This is a genomic window from Gilliamella apis (genome assembly GCF_002142155.1).
GTDB classification, from domain to species: domain Bacteria; phylum Pseudomonadota; class Gammaproteobacteria; order Enterobacterales; family Orbaceae; genus Gilliamella; species Gilliamella apis.
In genome coordinates this window covers 126,312-147,920 of record NZ_NASD01000004.1, presented here as the reverse complement: position 1 = coordinate 147,920, position 21,609 = coordinate 126,312, and the positions used below count along the sequence as shown (strand labels likewise).

Below are 21,609 nucleotides of genomic sequence, written 5' to 3'. Positions count from 1 at the left end.
ATATATAAACTTGGTAAATTGATTTGAATCAATATGATAGATAAACACTAAATGAATTCATATTAAACTAAAACAGAAAAAATCTCGATAATGACAAAAATTTATGATTATTCCAATCTTAGGTTAGGAAACATCCTTGTTGATTAACAAAAAAATACATTTTTTTGCGATAATTAGTATAAATAATTTATTTTTTTTTACAATTTAAGTTTTAAAAAAATTGTTAAGATATGTAAATAAATTCTAAGATTACTATTTTCTTTTCATTACTATTTTTTACTTATTTAGTTAAAAAAGATTTCTTTTTGTTTTTTTGAGTGTACAATCAAAATCATCCACAAAAAGAGGTAACGTTATGTTATATAATAACAAATCCACCCAATCTCACCATGATAATCACGAGCATTGTCATGGAGATTGTCATAATATTGCTCATAATCATGTACATGATTCTCACCATTCTCATGAAGCTAGTCACAGCGCATGCTGTGATGGGCATGATAATAGCTCATCACAAAAATGTGAGATTGATGATCCCCCCGAAGACCCAGAGCGGAGTAGCCAAGGCGTTAAGTTAACTTGGAAAATTCAAGGTATGGATTGCGCCCATTGCGCAAGCAAAATCGAAAACGGTGTTAAAACACTGCCTAATATTAATCAAACCAAAATCATATTCTCAACCGAAAAATTAATCGTTTTTGTTCCTAAGCATGATGATGCAGTAATCAAGATGATTGAAGATAAGGTTACAGAACTAGGCTATACACCGATTTTTGAGTCGAGCCCTGCTCATCACCATGAACATTCACATAGTTTTGATAAAAAGGCATTTATTCCATTAGCGGTTTTAGGTGCATTGATTGTGGTTAGTTATCTCATTTTGTTGGTGAATAAAACCGCAGGTGAATATGCATTTATTGTGACAGCTGTAGTTGGGATTATCCCAATTTTGAAAGAGGCCATTGTTTTAACCCGTAGTGGTACGCCGTTTGCGATTGAAACACTAATGAGTATTTCGGCAATGGGTGCGCTGTTTATTGGTGCAGCCGAAGAAGCCACCATGGTGATCTTTCTGTTTATGATAGGCGAGATGCTGGAAGGCTTTGCAACCAGTAAGGCAAAAAAAGGTATCTCATCACTGGCCGAGTTAATGCCTGATGAGACGGTGATTATTATTGATGGTAAAAGGAAAACAGTTGCTAGTCATACCTTAAAACCAGATGATATTATCGAAATTTCATCCGGTGGTCGATTACCAGCTGATGTTATTTTGGTTAGCGAACAAGCCAGCATTGATGAAAGTGCGCTAACCGGTGAGTCCATTCCGGTTAATTATTTAAGTGGCGATAAAATTTTAGCCGGATCGTTAGTGGTCGATAATACCATTCAACTTAAGGTGATTTCAGAATCGGGGCAAAATGCTGTCGATCGTATTTTACAGCTGATTGAAGATGCCGAGGATCGTAAAGCGCCAATAGAGCGGTTTATCGATAAGTTTAGCCGTTATTATACGCCGGCGATTACATTATTTGCGTTTTTAGTGATCCTAATTCCACCATTGTTGACCGGCGCTGATTGGTATACTTGGATATATCGAGGGTTGACGTTGTTGTTAATTGGTTGTCCTTGTGCGTTAGTGATATCAACACCAGCGGTGATTACCTCGGCCTTGTCTAGTGCGGCGAAATATGGGGTATTAATTAAGGGCGGTGCGGCACTTGAGCATATTGGTTCGATTAAAATGTTGGCATTTGATAAGACAGGAACATTAACCGAAGGTAAGCCACAAGTGACGGATGTCATTAATCGACACAGTTCTAACGAGGAGCTGCTAGCGATTGTTGCGGCGGTTGAAAGTGGCTCACACCATCCTTTAGCTAAAGCATTAGTCGATTATGTTAAGCAACAGCCGATCGAGTTTGCTGAAGCAAATAATCGTAAAGCAATTGCTGGTGTTGGGATACAAGGTGAATTAAATCAGCAAACCTATTTTGTTGTGTCACCAAATAAGATCGAGACAGTGTCAACTGCGCTTAATGCCGAGGATGCTCATACGATTACTCAGCTTGAAGATAGTGGTAAGACGGTTGTAGTCGTTACCACCAGTCAACAGTTGCTGGGGATTATTGCTTTGCAAGATGTACTGCGTAGTGATGCTTTACCGGCTATCACTGAACTTAAGCAACTTGGTTTGCAAACCTTGATGTTAACTGGCGATAATCAACGCGCCGCAAAAGCAATTGCAGGTCAATTAGGTATGGAGTATCGTGCGGAGCTATTACCAGCAGATAAGTTGGCCAAAATCGAAGAGATTGGTCGCCATACTCCGATTGCGATGATTGGTGATGGCATTAATGATTCCCCAGCAATGAAAGCCGCCACAGTCGGAATTGCCATGGGGAGTGGGACTGATGTTGCACTCGAAACGGCGGATGCGGCGTTGACTAAAAACAATTTGTTAAGTTTGCCAATGTTGATTCGCTTAACTCGCTTTGCTAATCGAAATATTAAGCAAAATATTACTATTGCTTTGGGAATTAAGTTGATATTCTTAATCACTAGTTTATTTGGCGTGACAGGGCTTTGGTTAGCGGTGTTAGCTGATTCTGGTACCACGGCAATCGTTACCGCTAATGCTTTGCGGTTATTGAGAATAAAAAAATAGGTAATAATTTTATCATGCCCCATTTATACTTAAATGGGGCAATTTTGTGACAGCGACTATTGACTATTTATTCATCACTCCTTAATGAAATTTCGCCACCGATAAACGCCTTGGTTTCGCCATTTTGTTCTAAAAGTAATGCACCCTGCTCATTGATACCTTTAGCAACACCGCGGATCACATTGTCACCAATTAATAATTTAACCGGGCGATTAACAAAATTGTCAAGTCGTTGCCAATCATTAAGAAATGGTGTTAGACCGTGTTGTTCAAAGTCACGAAGTTTGGTTATGAGGTTTTTAGCTACCTTTGCTACCAGCAAATTGCGGTCAACTTTACCTAAATTAGCCCATTTTTGATTGACAATATTAGGATCGGGATTAGTCATCATTAAATTGACCCCAATACCAATGACAACATGAGCACAGTCACCTGTTTTACCCGCAAGTTCAACTAATATACCGGCAAGTTTATGATCATCTAGATACAAATCATTAGGCCATTTAACTTTAATATCTTGACCAGAGATTTCCCTTAACGTATCAGCCATCACAATACCAACTACTAAACTTAGTCCCATAGCAGCTGCAATGCCTTGATCAAGTCGCCAATACATCGAAAAGTAAAGATTACTGCCAAACGGTGCAAACCATTGACGCCCTCGCCTGCCACGAGCTTTGGATTGAAACTCGGCAACACAACTGTCACCCGTTGTTAATCTGTCAATATTATTTAATAAATATTGGTTAGTCGAATCAATAATAGGCAATACTTCAACTTGACTATCAGTCCCATAATAGTTATCGATTTTAGTTTTATCGAGTAAGTCTATCGGTGATGCTAAACAGTAACCTTTACCTTGTACTGAAGATAAGATAATCCCCCATTCTCTTAGTACTTTGATATATTTGTTGATTCCCGCTCGGGTAATACCAAATAGATTAGCTAACTCTTCGCCTGAATGAAACTGTCCATCAGCTAATATATTGATTAATTTCAATGGATTTTGGTTACTGCGCATTCAATCCTCACTTTTTGAGCAATAATAAAACAACAAAATAGAGTGAAATTATAGCAAAACTAATAAATAAGTAAGTATTGCTTAATGTGTCCATTATAAAAGCTATCACAGCCGGAGCAACTAGACTTCCGAGTGTATTGGTTAATAGCATGGCTTGGTTCATCGATACAATTTCTTGTTTGCGAACACATGAGCAAGCCCACGCCATGGAGATTGGGTAAATGGTGTAAATGGTTGCGCCTAATAAAATAATGGCTAATACACCACAAACATTAAATATCAGCAAGCCACAGGCGATCATCATGAAAATTGATTCAACTAGCAATACAATACGGCGACCAAACCTATCTGCACACCAGTTAGCCGGCATTTGGGCAATCACACCAGAAAGTATTAGTAGTACCATCCAATTGGCAACTTGATTATCGGTATAACCTAAGTGAGAGTAGTAAGCAGGCATTAGTGAATAAAGTGATCCAATTAACATACCGGCAATCGCACAACCAATCAAGCCAACGCGAGAAGGTTTATACATTATCATTGGCATAATGTTGAAACTGCTTTTTTTCTTCTTCGGTAATTTGTAATGGGTTAACAATATAAATAAGATGGCTAATCCCATTAATACTGCAATCACTAAGCCAAAATAGAGTACCTCTTGCGGAAAATACTGGAGCAATGCTTGTCCTAATACGGTACCTAAGTAGTAAGTAGTCAAATATACAGCAAGCATTTTTCCTCGGGTGCGTACTGTACCAGTGACTAAAATACAACTTTCGATCACCACCCAAGTGACAGCGCAAGCGATCCCAATGAAAAATCGCCAAATAGCCCAGCTGTAAAAATCCATAGAGAAACTTAAACCTATAGTCGCAATTGCAAAAATGATACAACTGTAGGTGTAAGTAAATCTGGCATTAAATCGGCTAATAAACCAATTTGCCATAATCGTGCCAAGCAAGTTACCTGTGAAATAGCTTGAACCAACTAAACCTATCTGTCCAAGCGAAAAATTTTCACGGACTAACCAAAGCGGCACTTGCGTATTGAGTGCCGATAAAGCGATGGTAACAAATAGTAAACTCGTTAATAAAATAGGAAATGAATACGAATGTTTCATAAGTTTGTAAGTAATTTTGTTGTTTTTAGGACGTATTTATAAAAATTTATCCACGTCAATTTCACCTGTCGCTCCCATAAATCGAATTTCAGGCGATAGGTGCACCGAGAACTTTTGCAATACTGCATTGATGATATAACGCGCTAATGCGACAACATCTTGCGCGGTCGCATTATCTTTATTGACTAATACCAGAGCTTGTTGTTGATGGACTGCTGCACCACCAATTTGGTATCCCTTTAGACCACACTGATCAATTAACCAACCAGCAGCTAATTTTATTTGATTATCTATTTGAGGATATATAGGCATTGATGGGTATTTTTCAAGTAGTTTATCAGCAAATTTTTTGTCTACAACGGGATTTTTAAAAAAGCTACCACCGTTACCTAAAACTTTAGGATCTGGCAATTTACTACGACGGATCTCACATACTTTGTCGAAGATCATTTTCGGCGTGACGGTTTTTGGATCAAAATTTCGTAATTCACCATAAGTTAGCACTGGATCCCACTGTTTTGGTAATTTGATACCAACATAGACAACTGCATAATCATTGGCATATTTTTGTTTGAAGATGCTTTCACGATAGCCATATTGACCATCAGTAACACTAATAATTTTACCGGTTGCAAATTCAAGTAATTCAACATAATCCGCGACTTTTTGAAATTCAACCCCATATGCGCCAATATTTTGGATTGGTGCAGAACCGACACAACCGGGTATTAAAGCCAAGTTTTCAAGTCCTGGGATGTTCTGGTTAATAGTATTGGCAACTAAATCATGCCAATATTCGCCGGCCCCCACTTTTAAATGCCAGTGAGTCGCGCTTTCGGTTATGGTTAATCCTTTAATTCGATTAACAATGATGGTACCAGCAAAATTTTCAGTAAATAATGTATTACTGCCTTGTCCAATAATTATAAAAGGTTGATTATCGAGATTGTTTTTCCAAACTTGCATTAGTTGTTCAACGGTTGTGACTGTTTCGACCCGGTTAGCATAAACATCTAAAGCAAATGTATTAGGAATTTTTTGGTTCATTAATGACTACCTTTTATAAAAAATACTTTTAAATTCGATTAAACCAATTTTATTTGACGCTTTTTATTGACATTCAGTATTTAAAATTAATCAATCAATGCGTTATCAATTTTGATAAAACACTTTTACTCAATTATCGCTTATTTATTTGCTATCTTAACACAATGCAAAACGATCTTTTATGGATTAAACTATTTTTTTTACTTATCTTGACTTTTTATTTATTGATAAAAATGTCAAAAGATTAGCCAAATAATCAATGAATATGAGCTAATCCCTTTTTTGTTTTTTTTTATCATGTATTATAGCTAACCAAACGATCTTTTTTATAAATTTAGTTATAATCTATTTTACTCAGCCTTATGGTAAACGTTATTATTATTTTATAAAATTCGAGAAATAAGTTATCGATCACGGTTTTAAATGAATTTATGCTTCAAGATGGTAGCTCTGTTTTATGGTAGTTGAGATTTAGAGGAAATTATGAAAAGAGTTTTTATTATGATCCTCGATTCCTTCGGGATCGGCGGCGCTGAAGATGCCAAAAAGTATGGCGATGAAGGTTCGGATACTTTAGGTCATATTGCCGAAGCTTGTGCTTTAGGTAAAGCAGATCATGGTCGACAAGGACCATTAAGATTACCAAATTTAGGGAAATTAGGTTTGATCGAGGCCGCTTATGAATCTACAGGTGCATACCCTAAAGGAATGGCTACCGAAGGTGATGTAATTGGTGCTTATGGCTATGCCAGTGAAATTTCATCTGGTAAAGATACTCCATCTGGTCATTGGGAGATCGCTGGCGTTCCTGTGCTGTTTGACTGGGGTTATTTTACTAATACTACTAACAGCTTTCCGCAAGAATTATTAGATAAGATTGTTAAACGTGCTAATTTGCCGGGCTATCTCGGTGATTGCCATTCATCAGGTACTGTGATTCTTGATGAACTTGGCCTTGAGCATATGGCTACCGGTAAACCTATTTTTTATACCTCTGCTGATTCAGTGTTTCAAATTGCCTGCCACGAAGAGACTTTTGGTCTAGATAAACTTTATGAAGTTTGTGAAATTGCGCGTGATGAGCTTAATAAAGGCGATTATAATATCGGCCGCGTTATTGCTCGACCATTTTTAGGTAATAAGCCTGGTGAATTTGTCCGTACCGGTAATCGCCATGATTTAGCTGTCGAACCACCGGCGCCAACAATGATAAAAAAATTGGTTGATGAAAAACAAGGTAATGTTGTGTCGATCGGTAAAATTGCCGATATTTATGCCGAAGTGGGTATTACCAAAAAAGTTAAAGCAACAGGTATTGAAGCGTTATTCGATGCTTCACTAAAAGAAATCAAACAAGCGAAAGATAACACGATTGTGTTTACCAATTTTGTTGATTTTGATTCATCTTATGGTCATCGACGTGACGTTGCTGGTTACGCAGCAGCGTTAGAATATTTTGATAAACGTTTGCCTGAGATGTTAGCGCTTATTGAGCCGGGCGATCTTTTAATTATTAGTGCCGATCATGGTTGTGATCCAACTTGGTCTGGTACGGATCATACTCGTGAACATATTCCAGTTTTAGTTTACGGTGATAGCGTTCCGGTGGGATCACTTGGTCATCGTAAAACATTTGCTGATATCGGGCAAAGTGTTGCGGATTATTTTGATTTATCACCAATGGATTATGGTGAATCATTTATTCGCAAATAGTAAGCTGTTTTTTGTTAGTGTAGTAACGTTTTTTTAGTAATAAATCAGGAGATTTAAATGCCTACCCCACATATTAACGCCGCCGATGACGCTTTTGCTCAAACGGTTTTGATGCCCGGCGATCCATTACGCGCTAAGTTTATTGCCGAAACTTTTTTAGAGAATGCTAAAGAAGTTACCAATGTTAGAGGAATGCTAGGTTTTACCGGTGACTATAAAGGAAAGAAAATATCTGTTATGGGGCATGGTATGGGCATTCCATCTTGTTCTATATACACAACTGAACTGATTAAATTTTATGGTGTTAAAAACATCATTCGCATCGGTTCATGTGGCGCCATCAGCCCCGATGTCAATCTTGGTGATGTGGTTATTGGCATGGGTGCCTGCACTGATTCAAAAGTCAATCGGTTACGTTTTAAAGATCATGATTTTGCCGCCATTGCTGATTTCGGTTTAATTTGTAATGCTGTTAATGCAGCGAAACAATTAAATGTGAATGTTAAAGTGGGTAATCTTTTTTCTGCTGATCTATTTTATAGCGTCGAGCCTGATCTTTTCGATATTATGGAAAAATACAATATTCTAGGTGTCGAAATGGAAGCCGCTGGTATTTATGGTGTAGCAGCAGAATACGGAGCTAAAGCATTAGCGATCTGTACTGTTTCAGATCATATTCGCAAAGACGAAGCTATGTCATCTGAACAGCGTCAGCTGGGTTTTAAAGAGATGATTACAGTCGCTTTAGAGTCGGTATTAGTTAATTCATAATAAATAATGGCAGAATATCTGCCATTTTTTTTGGTTACTCAAAAAAGAGGAACCAAGAATTTTAACATTGACGTTATTATTAACGATAAATGTTGTTGAGCGTTATAACTAGATTATTAATAGTAATAACAAAATTTTATCTTTATTCATTAATTTTTATCTAATAGGTTAGAAAGATCTCATTTAATAAGGAATCAAAATGAATACCAAGCTACAACTGAAAGTTATATTATTTTTACAATTTTTTATCTGGGGGAGTTGGCTAATTACCTTAGGCTCCTATATGATGATTAAATTAAAATTTACTGGTATTGAAGTTGGCGCCGTATATGGCACCATGGGTATTGCTTCAGTATTTATGCCTAGTCTGCTTGGTATCGTAGCTGATAGATGGATACCTGCTAACCGCTTATATGTGCTTTGCCATTTGATTGGTGCAGTAACCTTATTTATCGCTGCATCTATCACATCGCCATTTTTAATGATGAGTGTGATGCTTATCCATTGTCTTGCATTTATGCCAACCATTGCAATTTCTAATTCAATTTCTTACTCTTGCTTAGAATCACAAGGACTAGACGTTATCGAACAGTTCCCTGCAATTCGAATCTTCGGCACTATCGGTTTTATCGTAGCAATGTGGATGGTTAGCTTTATGCAGTTAGAACTCAGTAATATGCAACTTTATATTGCAGCTGGTAGTTCAGTTTTATTGAGTCTTTATTCATTAACCTTACCTTTAATTGAAGTTGCAAAAAATGATGGCAAAGAAAAGTCTATTATAAGTTCATTAGGTTTAGATGCATTTATATTATTAAAACAACCTAGATTGGCTATCTTCTTTTTATTTGCTGTGTTATTAGGTGGGATTTTACAAATTACTAATACTTTTGGTAATCCGTTTCTACATGACTTCGATAAAGTACCAGAATATGCAGATAGTTTAGTGGTTAAATTCCCATCAGTTTTATTATCTATTTCACAAATTTCAGAAGTCGTATTTATCTTATTTGTACCATTTTTTATGAAAAAACTTGGTATTAAATACGTGATGTTAATCAGTATGTTGGCATGGGTTGCTCGCTTTGGTCTTTTTGCTTACGGCGATCCATCACCATTCGGCTTTGTGCTGTTACTGTTATCGATGATTGTTTATGGTTGTGCCTTTGATTTCTATAATATTTCAGGCTCAATGTATGTTGAAAAAACAGTATCACCTAACATCCGTAACAGTGCTCAAGGTTTATTTATGACAATGACTAACGGTATTGGTGCTTATTTAGGTTCAATGATTAGTGGTATTGTTGTTGACCACTATACTTCAGAAGCGGGTATTGATTGGCATAATGTATGGCTTGTCTTTGCAGGTTATTCATTAGTGCTTGCAATTATTTTTGTTTTAATTTTCCAAAATGATACTACTGAGCAAAAAACTGCAACCGTTAGAAACTAACTAACATAAAATTCAATTAATATTAAAATAAATAGTTGAATCAGGTTATTAGCTAGTAACTTAATAACATCAATAATTAGGCAACCATTAAATTGTTGCCTAATTCTTAACTAGGCTAAAATGTTACCAGCCTCACATAAATTCGATAAGTCACACAAAATGTATGGAAAATAAGTGTCTTATCAAGGTAGAATAAAATGCTTGTAAAAAGAGTGTCAATTCAGCTTTTGTTACTCTAATCAATTGCTGAAATATGACTATTACAAGTGCCCTATAAGCATAATTGAACAGATTAGAATTAGATGAATAAGCAAATAATCCCAAAAGTTATACTTCATGAGCATGTAGAAGGCAGTATTACTCCCTTTATGGCTAAAAAACTAGCCGATAAAAATCATCTACCTTTTCCTGATTCATTGTGTTATCAAATCGGCGATTATAATGAGATCGAGTATAAAAATGGTCGATATAATTATGATGAATCTGACTTTGTTTCATTTATCCAAACCTATGATACTGTTTCTAATTTTGTGAAAAATCCTGACGATTATTACTTAATTACCTACGATTTTTTAAGTAGAAATGCTAAACAAGGGTTAATTTATTGCGAATTATTTCTGTCACCTTATCATATTTGTGCAACAGAAAACCAAGGTAAAGTTGTTTGGGATCAAGCAAGATTTCAACAAACACTAAATCAAATGGATAAAGCGATTATCGATGTTCAAAAAGAGCATAATATAACGGTACGATATCATGTTATTGGCGTACGCCATCTTGGCGCCGAAGTAGTATACGATACATTGCATTTTATCGAAAATAATCCGCATCCATTTATTACTGGATTTAATATTGCCGGCAATGAAAAAGCTGGGCATTTTGATGATTTTGAAAAAGCTCATCAACTTGCTGAAAAATTAAATTTAAAAAAATCCTACCATGCAGGTGAAATTGATTCGGCTGAAAGTATTATTCAAGCTTTAAAACATGGTGCAAATCGTATCGGGCACGGTATCGCAGCAATTGAAGATGATAGCTTGATTAAACAATTAGTTGATAACGAAATCACGTTAGAAATAGCTCTCACCAGTAATCGTATTTTAGTCAATAATTTACATGGTGATATTCATAATCACCCAATTCGACAACTTTATGATAAAGGGGTAAGAATTACCCTTAATACCGACGATGCTGGTATTTTTGGTACCGATATCGAAAAAGAGTATCAGCTAGCCGAGCAAGCGTTTCATTTTTCACGTTTGGAATTATTTGATATTACCCTTTGTGGAATTGATGCCGCATTCGTTGAGTCTAATGAAAAAACACGTTTATTAAACGAAGTTTTATCTTGTTTTAACAACAATGATAAACGATCTTTACAACAAGCAATTAATACTAACCAGTATCATCCGGCTATTATTGCCAGATTTAAAAAATACCAAGATTTATTATTACAACATGTTAATGGATAACCGTATCAGAAAAATAGGAAATGAATATGAATAAAACTCGACTAACCCTAAGCCTACTTACCCTATTAATTTCTGGAACACTGCAAGCAGCAACAATTGATTTAAGAATTATTGAAACGACTGATCTGCACGGTAATATGATGAATTACGATTATTTTAAAGATCAGTATATTGATACCTTTGGTTTAGCTAAAACAGCCAATTTAATTCATCAAGCGAGGGAAGAGGTAAAAAATAGCGTATTAGTTGATAATGGTGATCTGATTCAAGGTAGTCCGATGGCTGATTATGCGCTTAATAAAGGATTGAATAAAGGTGATATTCATCCGGTTTACAAAGCTCTGAATACCCTTGATTATGTTGTTGGTAATATTGGTAATCATGAATTTAATTTTGGTTTAGATTTTTTACAAAAAAGCCTAGCAGGAGCAAATTTTCCTTATGTGAATGCCAATGTTTATGATGCTAAGACCAATAAACCTTACTTTAAACAATATATCATTTTAGATAAAAAAGTGGTCGATAGAGATGGCAAGCAACACACTATAAAAATTGGTTATATTGGTTTTGTACCACCACAAATTATGCAATGGGATAAGCTTAATTTGGAAGGTAAAGTGATTGTTAAAGATATCACTGAAACAGCCCAAAAATTAGTACCAGAAATGAAAAAACAAGGTGCGGATATCATTGTTGCTATTCCTCATTCAGGTGTTTCTGCGGAACCTTATAAGGCATTAGCCGAAAACTCAGTTTATTATTTAAGTCAAGTTGAAGGTATTAATGCCATCATGTTTGGCCATTCTCATGGCGTATTCCCAAGTGATGATTTTAAATCACTACCTAATACCGATATTAATACCGGAAATATTAACCATATTCCTGCTGTGATGCCTGGACAATGGGGAAGTCATTTAGGTGTAGTCGACTTAGTGATTGAAGGAGACAAATCTAACTGGAAAGTTGTTTCTGGTAAATCAGAAGCCCGCCCTATCTTCGATAGTAAAAATAAAAAAGCACTTGTTGATGCCAATAAAAATATTACCAAAGTATTAAAAGATGATCATGAAGGTACCCGTGAATTTGTTGGTAAACCAATTGGTAAGGTATCAACCGATATCAATAGTTATTTAGCCTTAGTCGAAGATACCTCCGCTTTACAGATTATTAGCGATGCACAGATTGATTATGTAAAACAATTTGTGCAAGGTGATCCTGATCTAGATGGCTTACCCATTTTGTCAGCGATTGCACCATTTAAAGCAGGTGGTCGTAAAAATGATCCAACTGCATATGTAGATGTGAAAAAAGGTGACTTAACCTTTAGAAACGCAGCCGATATCTATCTTTATCCAAATATTTTATCTGCCGTAAAAATTACTGGAAAAGAGGTTAAAGAGTGGTTGGAATGTTCAGCAGGTGTTTATAATCAAATTGACATTAATTCATCAACACCACAATATTTAATCAATTGGGATAAGTTTAGAACTTATAATTTTGATACTATTGATGGCGTAAGTTATGAAATTGATATCACTAAACCAGCCCGTTACGATGGTAGTTGTCAATTAATTAACCCTGAATCAGAACGTATTGTAAATTTAACCTATCAACAAAAACCAATTGATCCAAATCAAGCATTTTTAATTGCTACCAATAACTATCGTGCTTATACCGGCGCATTTCCTGGTACCGGTGGAAAAAATGTTAAATTTAATTCACCTGATGATTTAAGAGTTATTCTTTCAGCTTACATAACTAATCACACTAAAAAGCATGGACAAGTTAATGTAACTGTTGATAATAACTGGCGAATTGCACCAATTACCAGCCAAACTAATTTGGATATTCGTTTTGAATCTTCACCAACTGATGAAGCTAAAACTTATATTGAAACACATTCATTATATCCAACTAAGTTTGTTGAAAAAGATAATTTAGGCTTTGGTGTCTATCAACTTAATTTACAAGCACCAACAAATTTACAGCCTAAAAACCAATAACATCTTGATGACGACAAGGATTATGACTATGCAAATTGAAAAATTAATCGAATTAGCAAAAACAGCACGTTCTAAAGCTTATGTACCCTATTCTAAATTTCAAGTAGGTGCGGTATTAATTACCGAAGATGACGAAGCAATTTTAGGTTGTAATATTGAAAATGCTTCCTATGGACTTGCTAACTGTGCTGAAAGAACAGCTATTTTTAAGGCAGTATCAGAAGGAAAGAAAAAATTCAAAAAATTGGTTGTGATTGGTGATACTGAAGGACCAATCTCACCTTGTGGTGCTTGTCGTCAAGTAATCAGTGAGTTTTGTGCTAAAGATATGCCAGTTATTTTGACCAATATGCAAGGCAAAATCCAAGAAACCACTGTTGGAGAATTGTTGCCTTGGTCATTTTCACCGAGTGATTTAGATTAGTTTTATTATTGAACTATGTAATTGAACTATGTAATTTAGCAATATTGAAAAATAAAAAAAGCGATTGATGATAATTAACCAAGATTAGCACAATCATCAATCCAAATTTTGGATGAGAAGAATATAATCCTAATTTGCTTTATAGATATTAAGAGAGATGTGTAATGAGATTTGTAGATATTATTGAAAAAAAACGTGATGGCAATGCTCTAACAACCGAAGAGATTCAATTTTTTATAACCAACTATACCAATGGTTCTATTCCTGATTATCAAGTCAGTGCCCTACTGATGGCGATTTATTATCAAGGTATGACTTCAAAAGAGTGTGCTGACTTAACTAGTGCGATGATGTATTCAGGTGATACCGTTGACCTATCCTCAATTAAAGGTATTAAAGTCGATAAGCATTCAACGGGTGGTGTGGGCGATACAACTACCTTAGTATTAGCACCATTAGTTGCAGCATTAGATATTCCTGTAGCTAAAATGTCAGGTCGTGGATTAGGTCATACAGGCGGAACGACAGATAAATTTGAAACCGTACCTGGTTTTAAAATTGAATTAGATAAACAAGAATTTATCGATCAAGTTAATCAAAAAGGTGTCGCTGTCATTGGTCAATCTGGCAACTTAACCCCTGCTGATAAAAAACTTTATTCATTACGTGACGTAACAGGTACGGTTAACTCTATTCCTCTTATTGCTAGCTCAATTATGAGTAAAAAACTTGCGGCTGGTGCAGATGCTATTGTTTTAGATGTTAAAACTGGTGACGGTGCTTTAATGAAAAGCATGGAAGACTCAGAAAAATTAGCTCATGAAATGGTCAATATTGGTAATCAAATTGGTCGTAGGACTATGGCGATTATCTCTGATATGTCTCAACCGTTAGGCTATGCTATTGGTAATGCATTAGAAGTTAAAGAAGCCATAGATACTTTAAATGGCCATGGCCCTGCTGATCTAACTGAACTCGTTTTAACGCTTGGCAGTCAAATGGTGGTATTAGCCAATAAAGCTAAAACATTAGATGAAGCAAGAGAAAAACTACAAGAAGTGATTAAAAATGGTAAGGCTATTGAAAAATTTAAAACGCTAATTGAGGCTCAAGGTGGTGATAGTTCGGTGGTTGATCATCCGGAAAAATTAGCTAATGCTCCTTACCAAATTGATTTACCAGCGCAAAAAGCAGGTTATGTATCACGGATTATTGCAGACCAAATTGGTATTGCTGCGATGCAACTGGGGGCAGGTCGAGCAACTAAAGAAGATGTTATCGATCCTGCGGTTGGTATCGTACTACATAAAAAAGTCGGCGATAAAGTTGAAGTAGGTGAAGCACTGTTAACTATTCACGCAAGTAGTGATCGTATTGATACAATAAAACAAAAACTGTATGACAATATTACTATTAGTGATAGCGCTGAACAGCCACAATTAATTTTTAAAGTAATTACGGAATAGCTTTAATAAATACGGATTCAGGAGGCATCATGCATCGTTTAAAATTAAACAAAAAACTGTCACTACTTGTTATTTTAAGTCTGTTTTCAGTCAATTCATTCGCAGCTGTTGCTACCAAACAGTCTACAGCACCTGCTTGGGAAAAAGACAAGTCCTACTCTTTTACTATTTTACATACTAACGATCATCATGGCCGTTTTTGGCAAAATGATATTGGTGAATATGGTTTAGCAGCACAAAAAACTGTTGTTGACCAAATAAGAAAAGAAGTAGCAGAAAAAGGCGGAAAATTACTTTTACTTTCTGGCGGTGACATTAATACTGGTGTTCCTGAATCTGATGTGTTACAAGCAAAACCCGATTTTATCGGTATGAATGAGGTTGGCTATGATGCAATGGCAGTAGGTAACCACGAATTTGATCATCCGTTAGCAATTATTCGTGAACAACAAAAATGGGCTCATTTCCCATTTTTATCAGCAAATACTTACTTCAAAAATACCGATAATCGTGTTTTTGATGCCTATAAAATATTTGATTTAAATGGTATTAAAGTTGCAGTATTCGGTTTAACTACTGATGACACTATTTTCCTTGCTTCGCCTAAAAATACCGATGGTGTTGAATTTCGTAAAACGCTACCAGAAGCGGAAAAAGTTATTAGCCAAATTAAAAGCAGTGAACGCCCAGATATGATTATTGCGGTTACTCATATGGGGCATTATGAAAATGGTGAGCATGGTTCAATGGCTCCAGGTGATGTTGAACTAGCCCGAGGATTAAAAGCTGGTGAACTAGATATGATTGTCGGTGGCCACTCGCAAAACCCAGTATGTATGGCTAGCCCTAACAAACGTATTACCGAATATGTCCCAGGAACACCTTGCGCTCCAGATCAACAAAATGGTACGTGGATTGTTCAAGCTCATGAATGGGGAAAATATGTTGGTCGTGCTGACTTCGTATTCTTAAACGGTAAAATTACCCTCAAAAATTATCAGTTAATTCCAATTAATTTAAAAAAAGAAGTTGATAACGGTAACGATACAAAACGTCTTGAATATTACACCAGTGAAATCGAACAGGATAAAAAATTGTTGGAAACACTAAAACCCTATCAGGAACAAGGTAAACAACAATTACTCATTAAAAGTGGTGAGTTAACCGGTCGTTTAGAGGGCGATCGTAACGTAGTTAGATATCAACAAAGTAATATGGGGCAACTATTACTTAGTGCCTTTATTGAAAAGACAAATGCCGACATTGGTATTATGTCTGGTGGTATGATTCGTGACTCACTAATAGAAGGCGATATTACTTATCGTGATATTTTGAAAGTTGAGCCTTTTGGTAATAGTGTTGTTTACTTTGAATTAACCGGCAGTGAATTAATCGATTATCTTAAAGTTGCATTAGGCAAAAAACAGGGTTCAGGTGGTTATACTCATTTAAAAAATATTAGCCTAACTAAAACTGGCGATACTATCAGCGACATCAAAATTAATAATGAACCAATTGATTTGCAAAAATCATATCGAATTGCAACATTAGACTTTTTAGCCGCTGGTGGAGATGGTTACCCTATCGTCAACAACTCGCCAACTTATGTAGATACAGGTTATCGAGATGCCGATGCAGTAAAACAATATTTTGAAGCACATTCACCAATTAATGCAGCCGATTATCAACCGTCTAACTTTATTTTAGAAAAATAATTTTACGGTTTAAAACAGAAATATAAAAACTAATAGCACTGATAATCATAATTCTCAGTGCTAATAATTAAATGATTAGTCATAAAGATTTAATTTTTGCTCTCAGCATATAGGTAATATAGAGGTATTTATGAACATGACAGAATTTCAAAAGAATTGTTACGATATAGTGACCGATGCTAATTTGTCACCTAAACAAAAAGCGAACCTTCTCGCATTAGCCGCAGAAAATAATTTACCTTATGTTGATTTAGATAGTGAAACACAAAATGCGCTCAATGAACGGGTAATTTGTGATATGTACGAAGGACATGCACCGTATAAACCTCGTTATGTATTACCGGATTATGCAAAATTTCTTAAGCAAGGATCGGAATATTTAGAACTTGAACCAGCAAAAAACTTTGATGATGCATTAAATATGCTCACCATTGCTTATCATCACGTACCTTCGGTCACTGGTATGCCGGTTTATTTAGGCTGTTTAGATCAAGTATTACTTCCTTATGTTGGCAATTTAACAGAAGAAGAGCTCTATCCGCGATTAAAACGTTTTTGGATTATGCTAGATCGCAATCTTCCTGATGCCTTTATGCATGCCAATATTGGGCCAACCGATAATGTGATCTGTCGGGTGATATTACGTGTCGATCGCGAGCTTAAACAAGTTGCACCTAATTTAACCTTTATTTATGACGAAAATATCACACCAGAATCTTTACTTAACATCGCAATTGAGAACATTTGCCACACAGCCAAACCACATATTGCTAATAATATGATGATTAAAAAAGATTTTGATGACAAAGGTTATGGTGTGGTGAGCTGTTATAACTCACTACCTATTGCCGGTGGTGGTAGCACTTTATCTAGAATCAATCTAAAAGAGGTTGCGTTAAAAAGTAAAAGTATCACCGACTTTTTACAAAATACACTACCTTATTATTGCCAATTGCAATTGAATTTAATCAAAGCAAGATCAGAATTTCTTTATGAGAAATCGAATTTCTTCGCAAATAGCTTTTTAGTTAAAGAGGGATTAATTGACGCAAACCGATTCGCGCCAATGTTCGGTATTTATGCCATGGCTGAGGCAGTCAATATTCTACAAGAAAAATCCAACTTAGCTGGGCGTTATGGCGTCGATGAAGATGCTAATCAACTGGCCACCACTATTTCTCAACAATTAGCCGACTTTATTGATAACCATAAAATTAAGCATGCATGGCAAGGTAAAGCAATGTTACATGCACAATCAGGTATCAGCTCAGATAGAGGCGCTACGCCAGGTTTACGTATTCCTTATGGTCATGAACCCGATCCAGTAACCCATATTATGGCATTATTCAAACACCATAAATATTATACTTCTGGCATTAGTGATATTTTAACCATCGATGAAACGATTAAAAATAACCCATTAGCCTTAGTACAGATTTGTAAGGCGGCATTTAAATTTGGTTTCCGTGAATTTACCGCTAATATCAGTGGTAATGATCTGGTACGTGTAACTGGCTATATGGTGAGATTATCAGATATCAAAAAATACAAACAAGAGGGATCGCGAATTAATACCACCTTTTTAGGTAGTGAAGCGGCCGAAGATACCGAAAATAATAGCTACCTATGCCGAACACCTCGGGTAATCAGTCATGAACAAGTCATGGGCAATCGTTAATAAACTGTTACCCTTTTCTTGTGTTGATGGACCGGGAAACCGGTTAGTCATATTTTTACAAGGTTGTAATTTCAAATGTTTAAATTGCCACAATCCTTATACTATTTCACGGTGTAAAGATTGTGGTGATTGTGTTACTACTTGTCCACATCAAGCGTTAACATTTATCAATAACAAAGTGATTTGGCAATCTTCAAATTGTCAGCAATGTGATACCTGTATTAATACTTGTAGTTATCAATCCACACCAATGACCTATAACTACAATGTTGAAGATATTTTGCTTGAAATTCGCAAGTATTTACCTTTTCTAAATGGCATTACAATTAGCGGTGGCGAAGCAACATTACAATTACCTTTTATTGAAAAATTATTTCAAGCAATAAAACAAGCAAAAGATTTAAAGCACCTAACCTGTTTTATTGATAGCAATGGTTACTTAGTTAAAACTGGTTGGCAAAAAGTTGAAAAGGTTATGGACGGTGCGATGATCGATCTGAAAGCTTGGGATACTCAAGTGCATAAAAAACTTACTGGTCGGGATAATGATCGCGTCAAACAGACTATTGAATATCTTGCCCAAATAGAAAAACTGCATGAAGTCCGATTTTTAGTGATTCCTGAGCATACTGATTTGCAAAACAGCGCGAAACAACTTGCTAATTTTCTAATAACACTCAATCCACAAATTAAAGTCAGAATAAATGCATTCCACAATCACGGCGTACATGGCGTAGCCAAAACATGGCCAGCGGCAACACAACAGCAAATCGAATCTTTTGCTGCTGAATTAAAACATTATGGATTGCAGAATATTACTTTGCCGAGTGTATATTTGTAATATATTGAAAACAAGATCATAAACGAAGCGACTAGTGGCAATAGCTATCTACCTTAAAAGGTCTACAAGCTCAAAAAATTGAAGTTTTTCGTTTGGCTATAATATTAAGAATATATTAGAGTAATAAATTTATTTAACTAAAACGCATCAAAAGAAGTTTCATTACAAAATATTAGCAATTTTGTAATGAAACATAAAATATCGCAAAGTTATCAGTACTTAACACACATAGTAAAAGCGGAATCTGGCTCTACAATAACATTACCTTCAACAGAACCAACACTATAACGCCTTGTCCAACCATTATTTTGTAATTGCGACAATTCGTAAGTGAAATAAAAGTCATAAGCAACAAAGTGTTTTAAAGAATCCGTTATATCTTTCATCATATCTCTTCCTGAATTATCGATACCATTAGGCGCATATGGATACAGTTTTCCCCACTCGGATATTAATCCTTCACCTATTGCTCTTTTATAACCGTTTTGAGGTATATACCAATTTTCATTATTTGTTACACCAGTAGCTAAAAATGAATTGGTTAATTCGGCTCTAGATGGTAGTCGGTCGTTATTAGCAGTGCACAAACTTTCAGCGGTATTATAATCTACCCAATTTAACTGTTGTTGGTATATATACATCCAATGATTTAATGAAAAACGATAATAAAACTGAGCGTTAGTCTGATTATTCGTTACTAATATTATAAATTGATCATCTTTTGCGGGAGCATTGTCAGTAAATTTAAATTCACTTTTTGAATCTGGATTTGAGCTCCTTGCAGTACTTATTAAAGCACCATTAGGATTTTTAACTAATGTATAAGTATAATTAGATATTGCATTGACGGGTACAATTCTAAATCTTGCTTCAGGAAATGCAGTGGTAGGGAAATGATGACCAGTTGAATCAGTAGCTGAAGCTTTAAATCCTGAATGTAATACAAATTGATCTGGATTGTAAGCATCTGTACGATTGATAGTATCTGCACCGTAAGACATCCAATTATCCGTTTCGATCCAACCACCTTTTGCAATTATGGCTAATACCCCTGGTCTTATATAACAAATACCATCGTTAGCTTTTACGGTAAATGTTTTTGAAACTTCTTTAGGCTGAGATTCGGCGGGATTACCATACTGAGTTTTAGCAGAAATACTAAAAGTAAGTTTTAGTGTTGAATCACCTTTATAAGTAGCTGAATTACAAATATTACTACCTAATGGAGCTGTTGAATCAGAAGGAATTATATTATTATTACTATCACGCCATTCAGCTGTTACACTATCCACTTTAAAATTATTGCTACTTCCCAAATAATCACCGTCAATATCAATAATATCATCATTAGTCATAGTCGAAAAATCAACATCAAACGAATACATACTTGGTGAAGTATCAAAGGCAACTGATATTTGATTAGATGAACCAGGAGTAATAACTAGAGGATCACTGTTTGGTACCTGCAATTTTAGTTGAATACCATTAAGCGCTTTTGTACCACCTGACACTTGAATCTCAGGAGCATTACCATGAATATACATTTGCGTAGTCACGGAGAATGATAAAATTGCAAATAGATTATTGGAAAAAATCAATAACATTAATAGAAATAATCTCTTTTTGAAAAATAATTTCAAAGAAATTTTTTTTAAAACAACAGTACAATTATTCATCGCTACTCCTCTACTCATAAACTTCTCCGCCTATCCGAATAAGATTATTGATTTGAAGCATTAGTGAATTAACAATTTTTATAAGTTGTTCAAAAATTGTTACCCGTTAATATCAGAGCTAAGACAATTAAAATCGTTATTTTTCTAACAGAAATTCATCCATATCTAATACACGGCTCGAACAAAATAATTTGACTACAACAATTTGATTGTTGTTTAAGACTTAAATCGTAACATCCTAAATTTTAAAACTTGTAAAATAAGAACATCAGACAAAATTTGGAAAAGCTAAAAAGGTAAGACTCAATAAAGAAACTGAATTTGAAAACAGTTAATAATTAATTCAAATTCAGTAGTAGCATTATTATATATGATTATACTTTGATAAGGGAATAGTAAAAAAAATTATTTTCCGTTTATTAATACTAATTCATTGAAGAATTTAAAATTAAAGATACTAATTAAGTTATATCTCAATAATCAAAAAGGGGATAAATCCCCTCTTTTTATTTTGATATATAATTACTTGCCTTTTTTAAATGCC

15 protein-coding genes are annotated in these 21,609 nt (G+C 35.2%); 11 read left to right on the top strand and 4 right to left on the bottom strand.

The features are described 5' to 3' along the window. Positions 1–355 precede the first annotated feature (355 nt). A complete protein-coding gene (locus tag B6C84_RS03415) occupies positions 356–2,665 on the top strand; it encodes a zinc/cadmium/mercury/lead-transporting ATPase (RefSeq protein WP_086354188.1) in 2,310 nt (769 codons plus the stop codon). A gap of 67 nt (positions 2,666–2,732) precedes the next feature. Here B6C84_RS03415 and birA read toward each other — a convergent pair whose 3' ends face one another. Genes birA through murB form a run of 3 tightly spaced genes read right to left on the bottom strand, consistent with a single transcriptional unit; the run spans position 2,733 to position 5,853 of the window. Next, on the bottom strand, positions 2,733–3,686 hold the full coding sequence (gene birA / locus B6C84_RS03410; RefSeq protein WP_086354187.1) for a bifunctional biotin--[acetyl-CoA-carboxylase] ligase/biotin operon repressor BirA: 954 nt from the start codon (positions 3,684–3,686) through the stop codon (positions 2,733–2,735). Between the two features lie 7 nt (positions 3,687–3,693). Further along, positions 3,694–4,806, bottom strand: a complete 1,113-nt coding sequence (locus B6C84_RS03405; RefSeq protein ID WP_086354186.1) for an MFS transporter — start codon at positions 4,804–4,806, stop codon at positions 3,694–3,696. A 36-nt stretch (positions 4,807–4,842) separates the two neighbouring features. After that, positions 4,843–5,853 (bottom strand): UDP-N-acetylmuramate dehydrogenase, encoded by a 1,011-nt coding sequence (gene murB, locus B6C84_RS03400; protein WP_086354185.1) that lies wholly within the window; start codon positions 5,851–5,853, stop codon positions 4,843–4,845. A 483-nt stretch (positions 5,854–6,336) separates the two neighbouring features. On the opposite strand from murB, the gene B6C84_RS03395 reads away from it, so the two are divergent. The 10 genes from B6C84_RS03395 (at position 6,337) to B6C84_RS03350 (ending at position 19,389) form a co-directional block, all read left to right on the top strand. Further along, complete coding sequence (locus B6C84_RS03395; RefSeq protein ID WP_086354184.1) at positions 6,337–7,566, top strand: phosphopentomutase; 1,230 nt, start codon at positions 6,337–6,339, stop codon at positions 7,564–7,566. A gap of 57 nt (positions 7,567–7,623) precedes the next feature. Continuing rightward, complete coding sequence (gene deoD / locus B6C84_RS03390) at positions 7,624–8,337, top strand: purine-nucleoside phosphorylase (protein ID WP_086354183.1); 714 nt, start codon at positions 7,624–7,626, stop codon at positions 8,335–8,337. 199 nt (positions 8,338–8,536) lie between these two features. Continuing rightward, positions 8,537–9,790, top strand: a complete 1,254-nt coding sequence (locus B6C84_RS03385) for a nucleoside permease (protein WP_065578321.1) — start codon at positions 8,537–8,539, stop codon at positions 9,788–9,790. Positions 9,791–10,092: 302 nt separating this feature from the next. After that, positions 10,093–11,262 (top strand): adenosine deaminase, encoded by a 1,170-nt coding sequence (gene add / locus B6C84_RS03380; protein WP_081300009.1) that lies wholly within the window; start codon positions 10,093–10,095, stop codon positions 11,260–11,262. Positions 11,263–11,288: 26 nt separating this feature from the next. Continuing rightward, a complete protein-coding gene (locus B6C84_RS03375; protein WP_086354182.1) occupies positions 11,289–13,265 on the top strand; it encodes a bifunctional 2',3'-cyclic-nucleotide 2'-phosphodiesterase/3'-nucleotidase in 1,977 nt (658 codons plus the stop codon). A gap of 28 nt (positions 13,266–13,293) precedes the next feature. Next, positions 13,294–13,689: a cytidine deaminase gene (locus B6C84_RS03370; protein WP_065614178.1), complete on the top strand. Its 396-nt coding sequence runs from the start codon at positions 13,294–13,296 to the stop codon at positions 13,687–13,689. Positions 13,690–13,853: 164 nt separating this feature from the next. Continuing rightward, the gene (locus B6C84_RS03365; RefSeq protein WP_086354181.1) at positions 13,854–15,155 is read left to right on the top strand and encodes a pyrimidine-nucleoside phosphorylase; all 1,302 of its coding nucleotides are present in this window, start codon (positions 13,854–13,856) and stop codon (positions 15,153–15,155) included. Positions 15,156–15,184: 29 nt separating this feature from the next. Beyond that, the gene (gene ushA / locus B6C84_RS03360; RefSeq protein WP_086354180.1) at positions 15,185–16,870 is read left to right on the top strand and encodes a bifunctional UDP-sugar hydrolase/5'-nucleotidase UshA; all 1,686 of its coding nucleotides are present in this window, start codon (positions 15,185–15,187) and stop codon (positions 16,868–16,870) included. A 130-nt stretch (positions 16,871–17,000) separates the two neighbouring features. Further along, positions 17,001–18,548 (top strand): YjjI family glycine radical enzyme, encoded by a 1,548-nt coding sequence (locus tag B6C84_RS03355; protein WP_425319291.1) that lies wholly within the window; start codon positions 17,001–17,003, stop codon positions 18,546–18,548. Beyond that, the gene (locus tag B6C84_RS03350; RefSeq protein ID WP_086321030.1) at positions 18,523–19,389 is read left to right on the top strand and encodes a YjjW family glycine radical enzyme activase; all 867 of its coding nucleotides are present in this window, start codon (positions 18,523–18,525) and stop codon (positions 19,387–19,389) included. The genes B6C84_RS03355 and B6C84_RS03350 overlap by 26 nt, the downstream gene beginning before the upstream one ends. 212 nt (positions 19,390–19,601) lie before the next feature. Here B6C84_RS03350 and B6C84_RS03345 read toward each other — a convergent pair whose 3' ends face one another. After that, the gene (locus tag B6C84_RS03345) at positions 19,602–21,083 is read right to left on the bottom strand and encodes a hypothetical protein (protein ID WP_133052290.1); all 1,482 of its coding nucleotides are present in this window, start codon (positions 21,081–21,083) and stop codon (positions 19,602–19,604) included. Positions 21,084–21,609 lie beyond the last annotated feature (526 nt).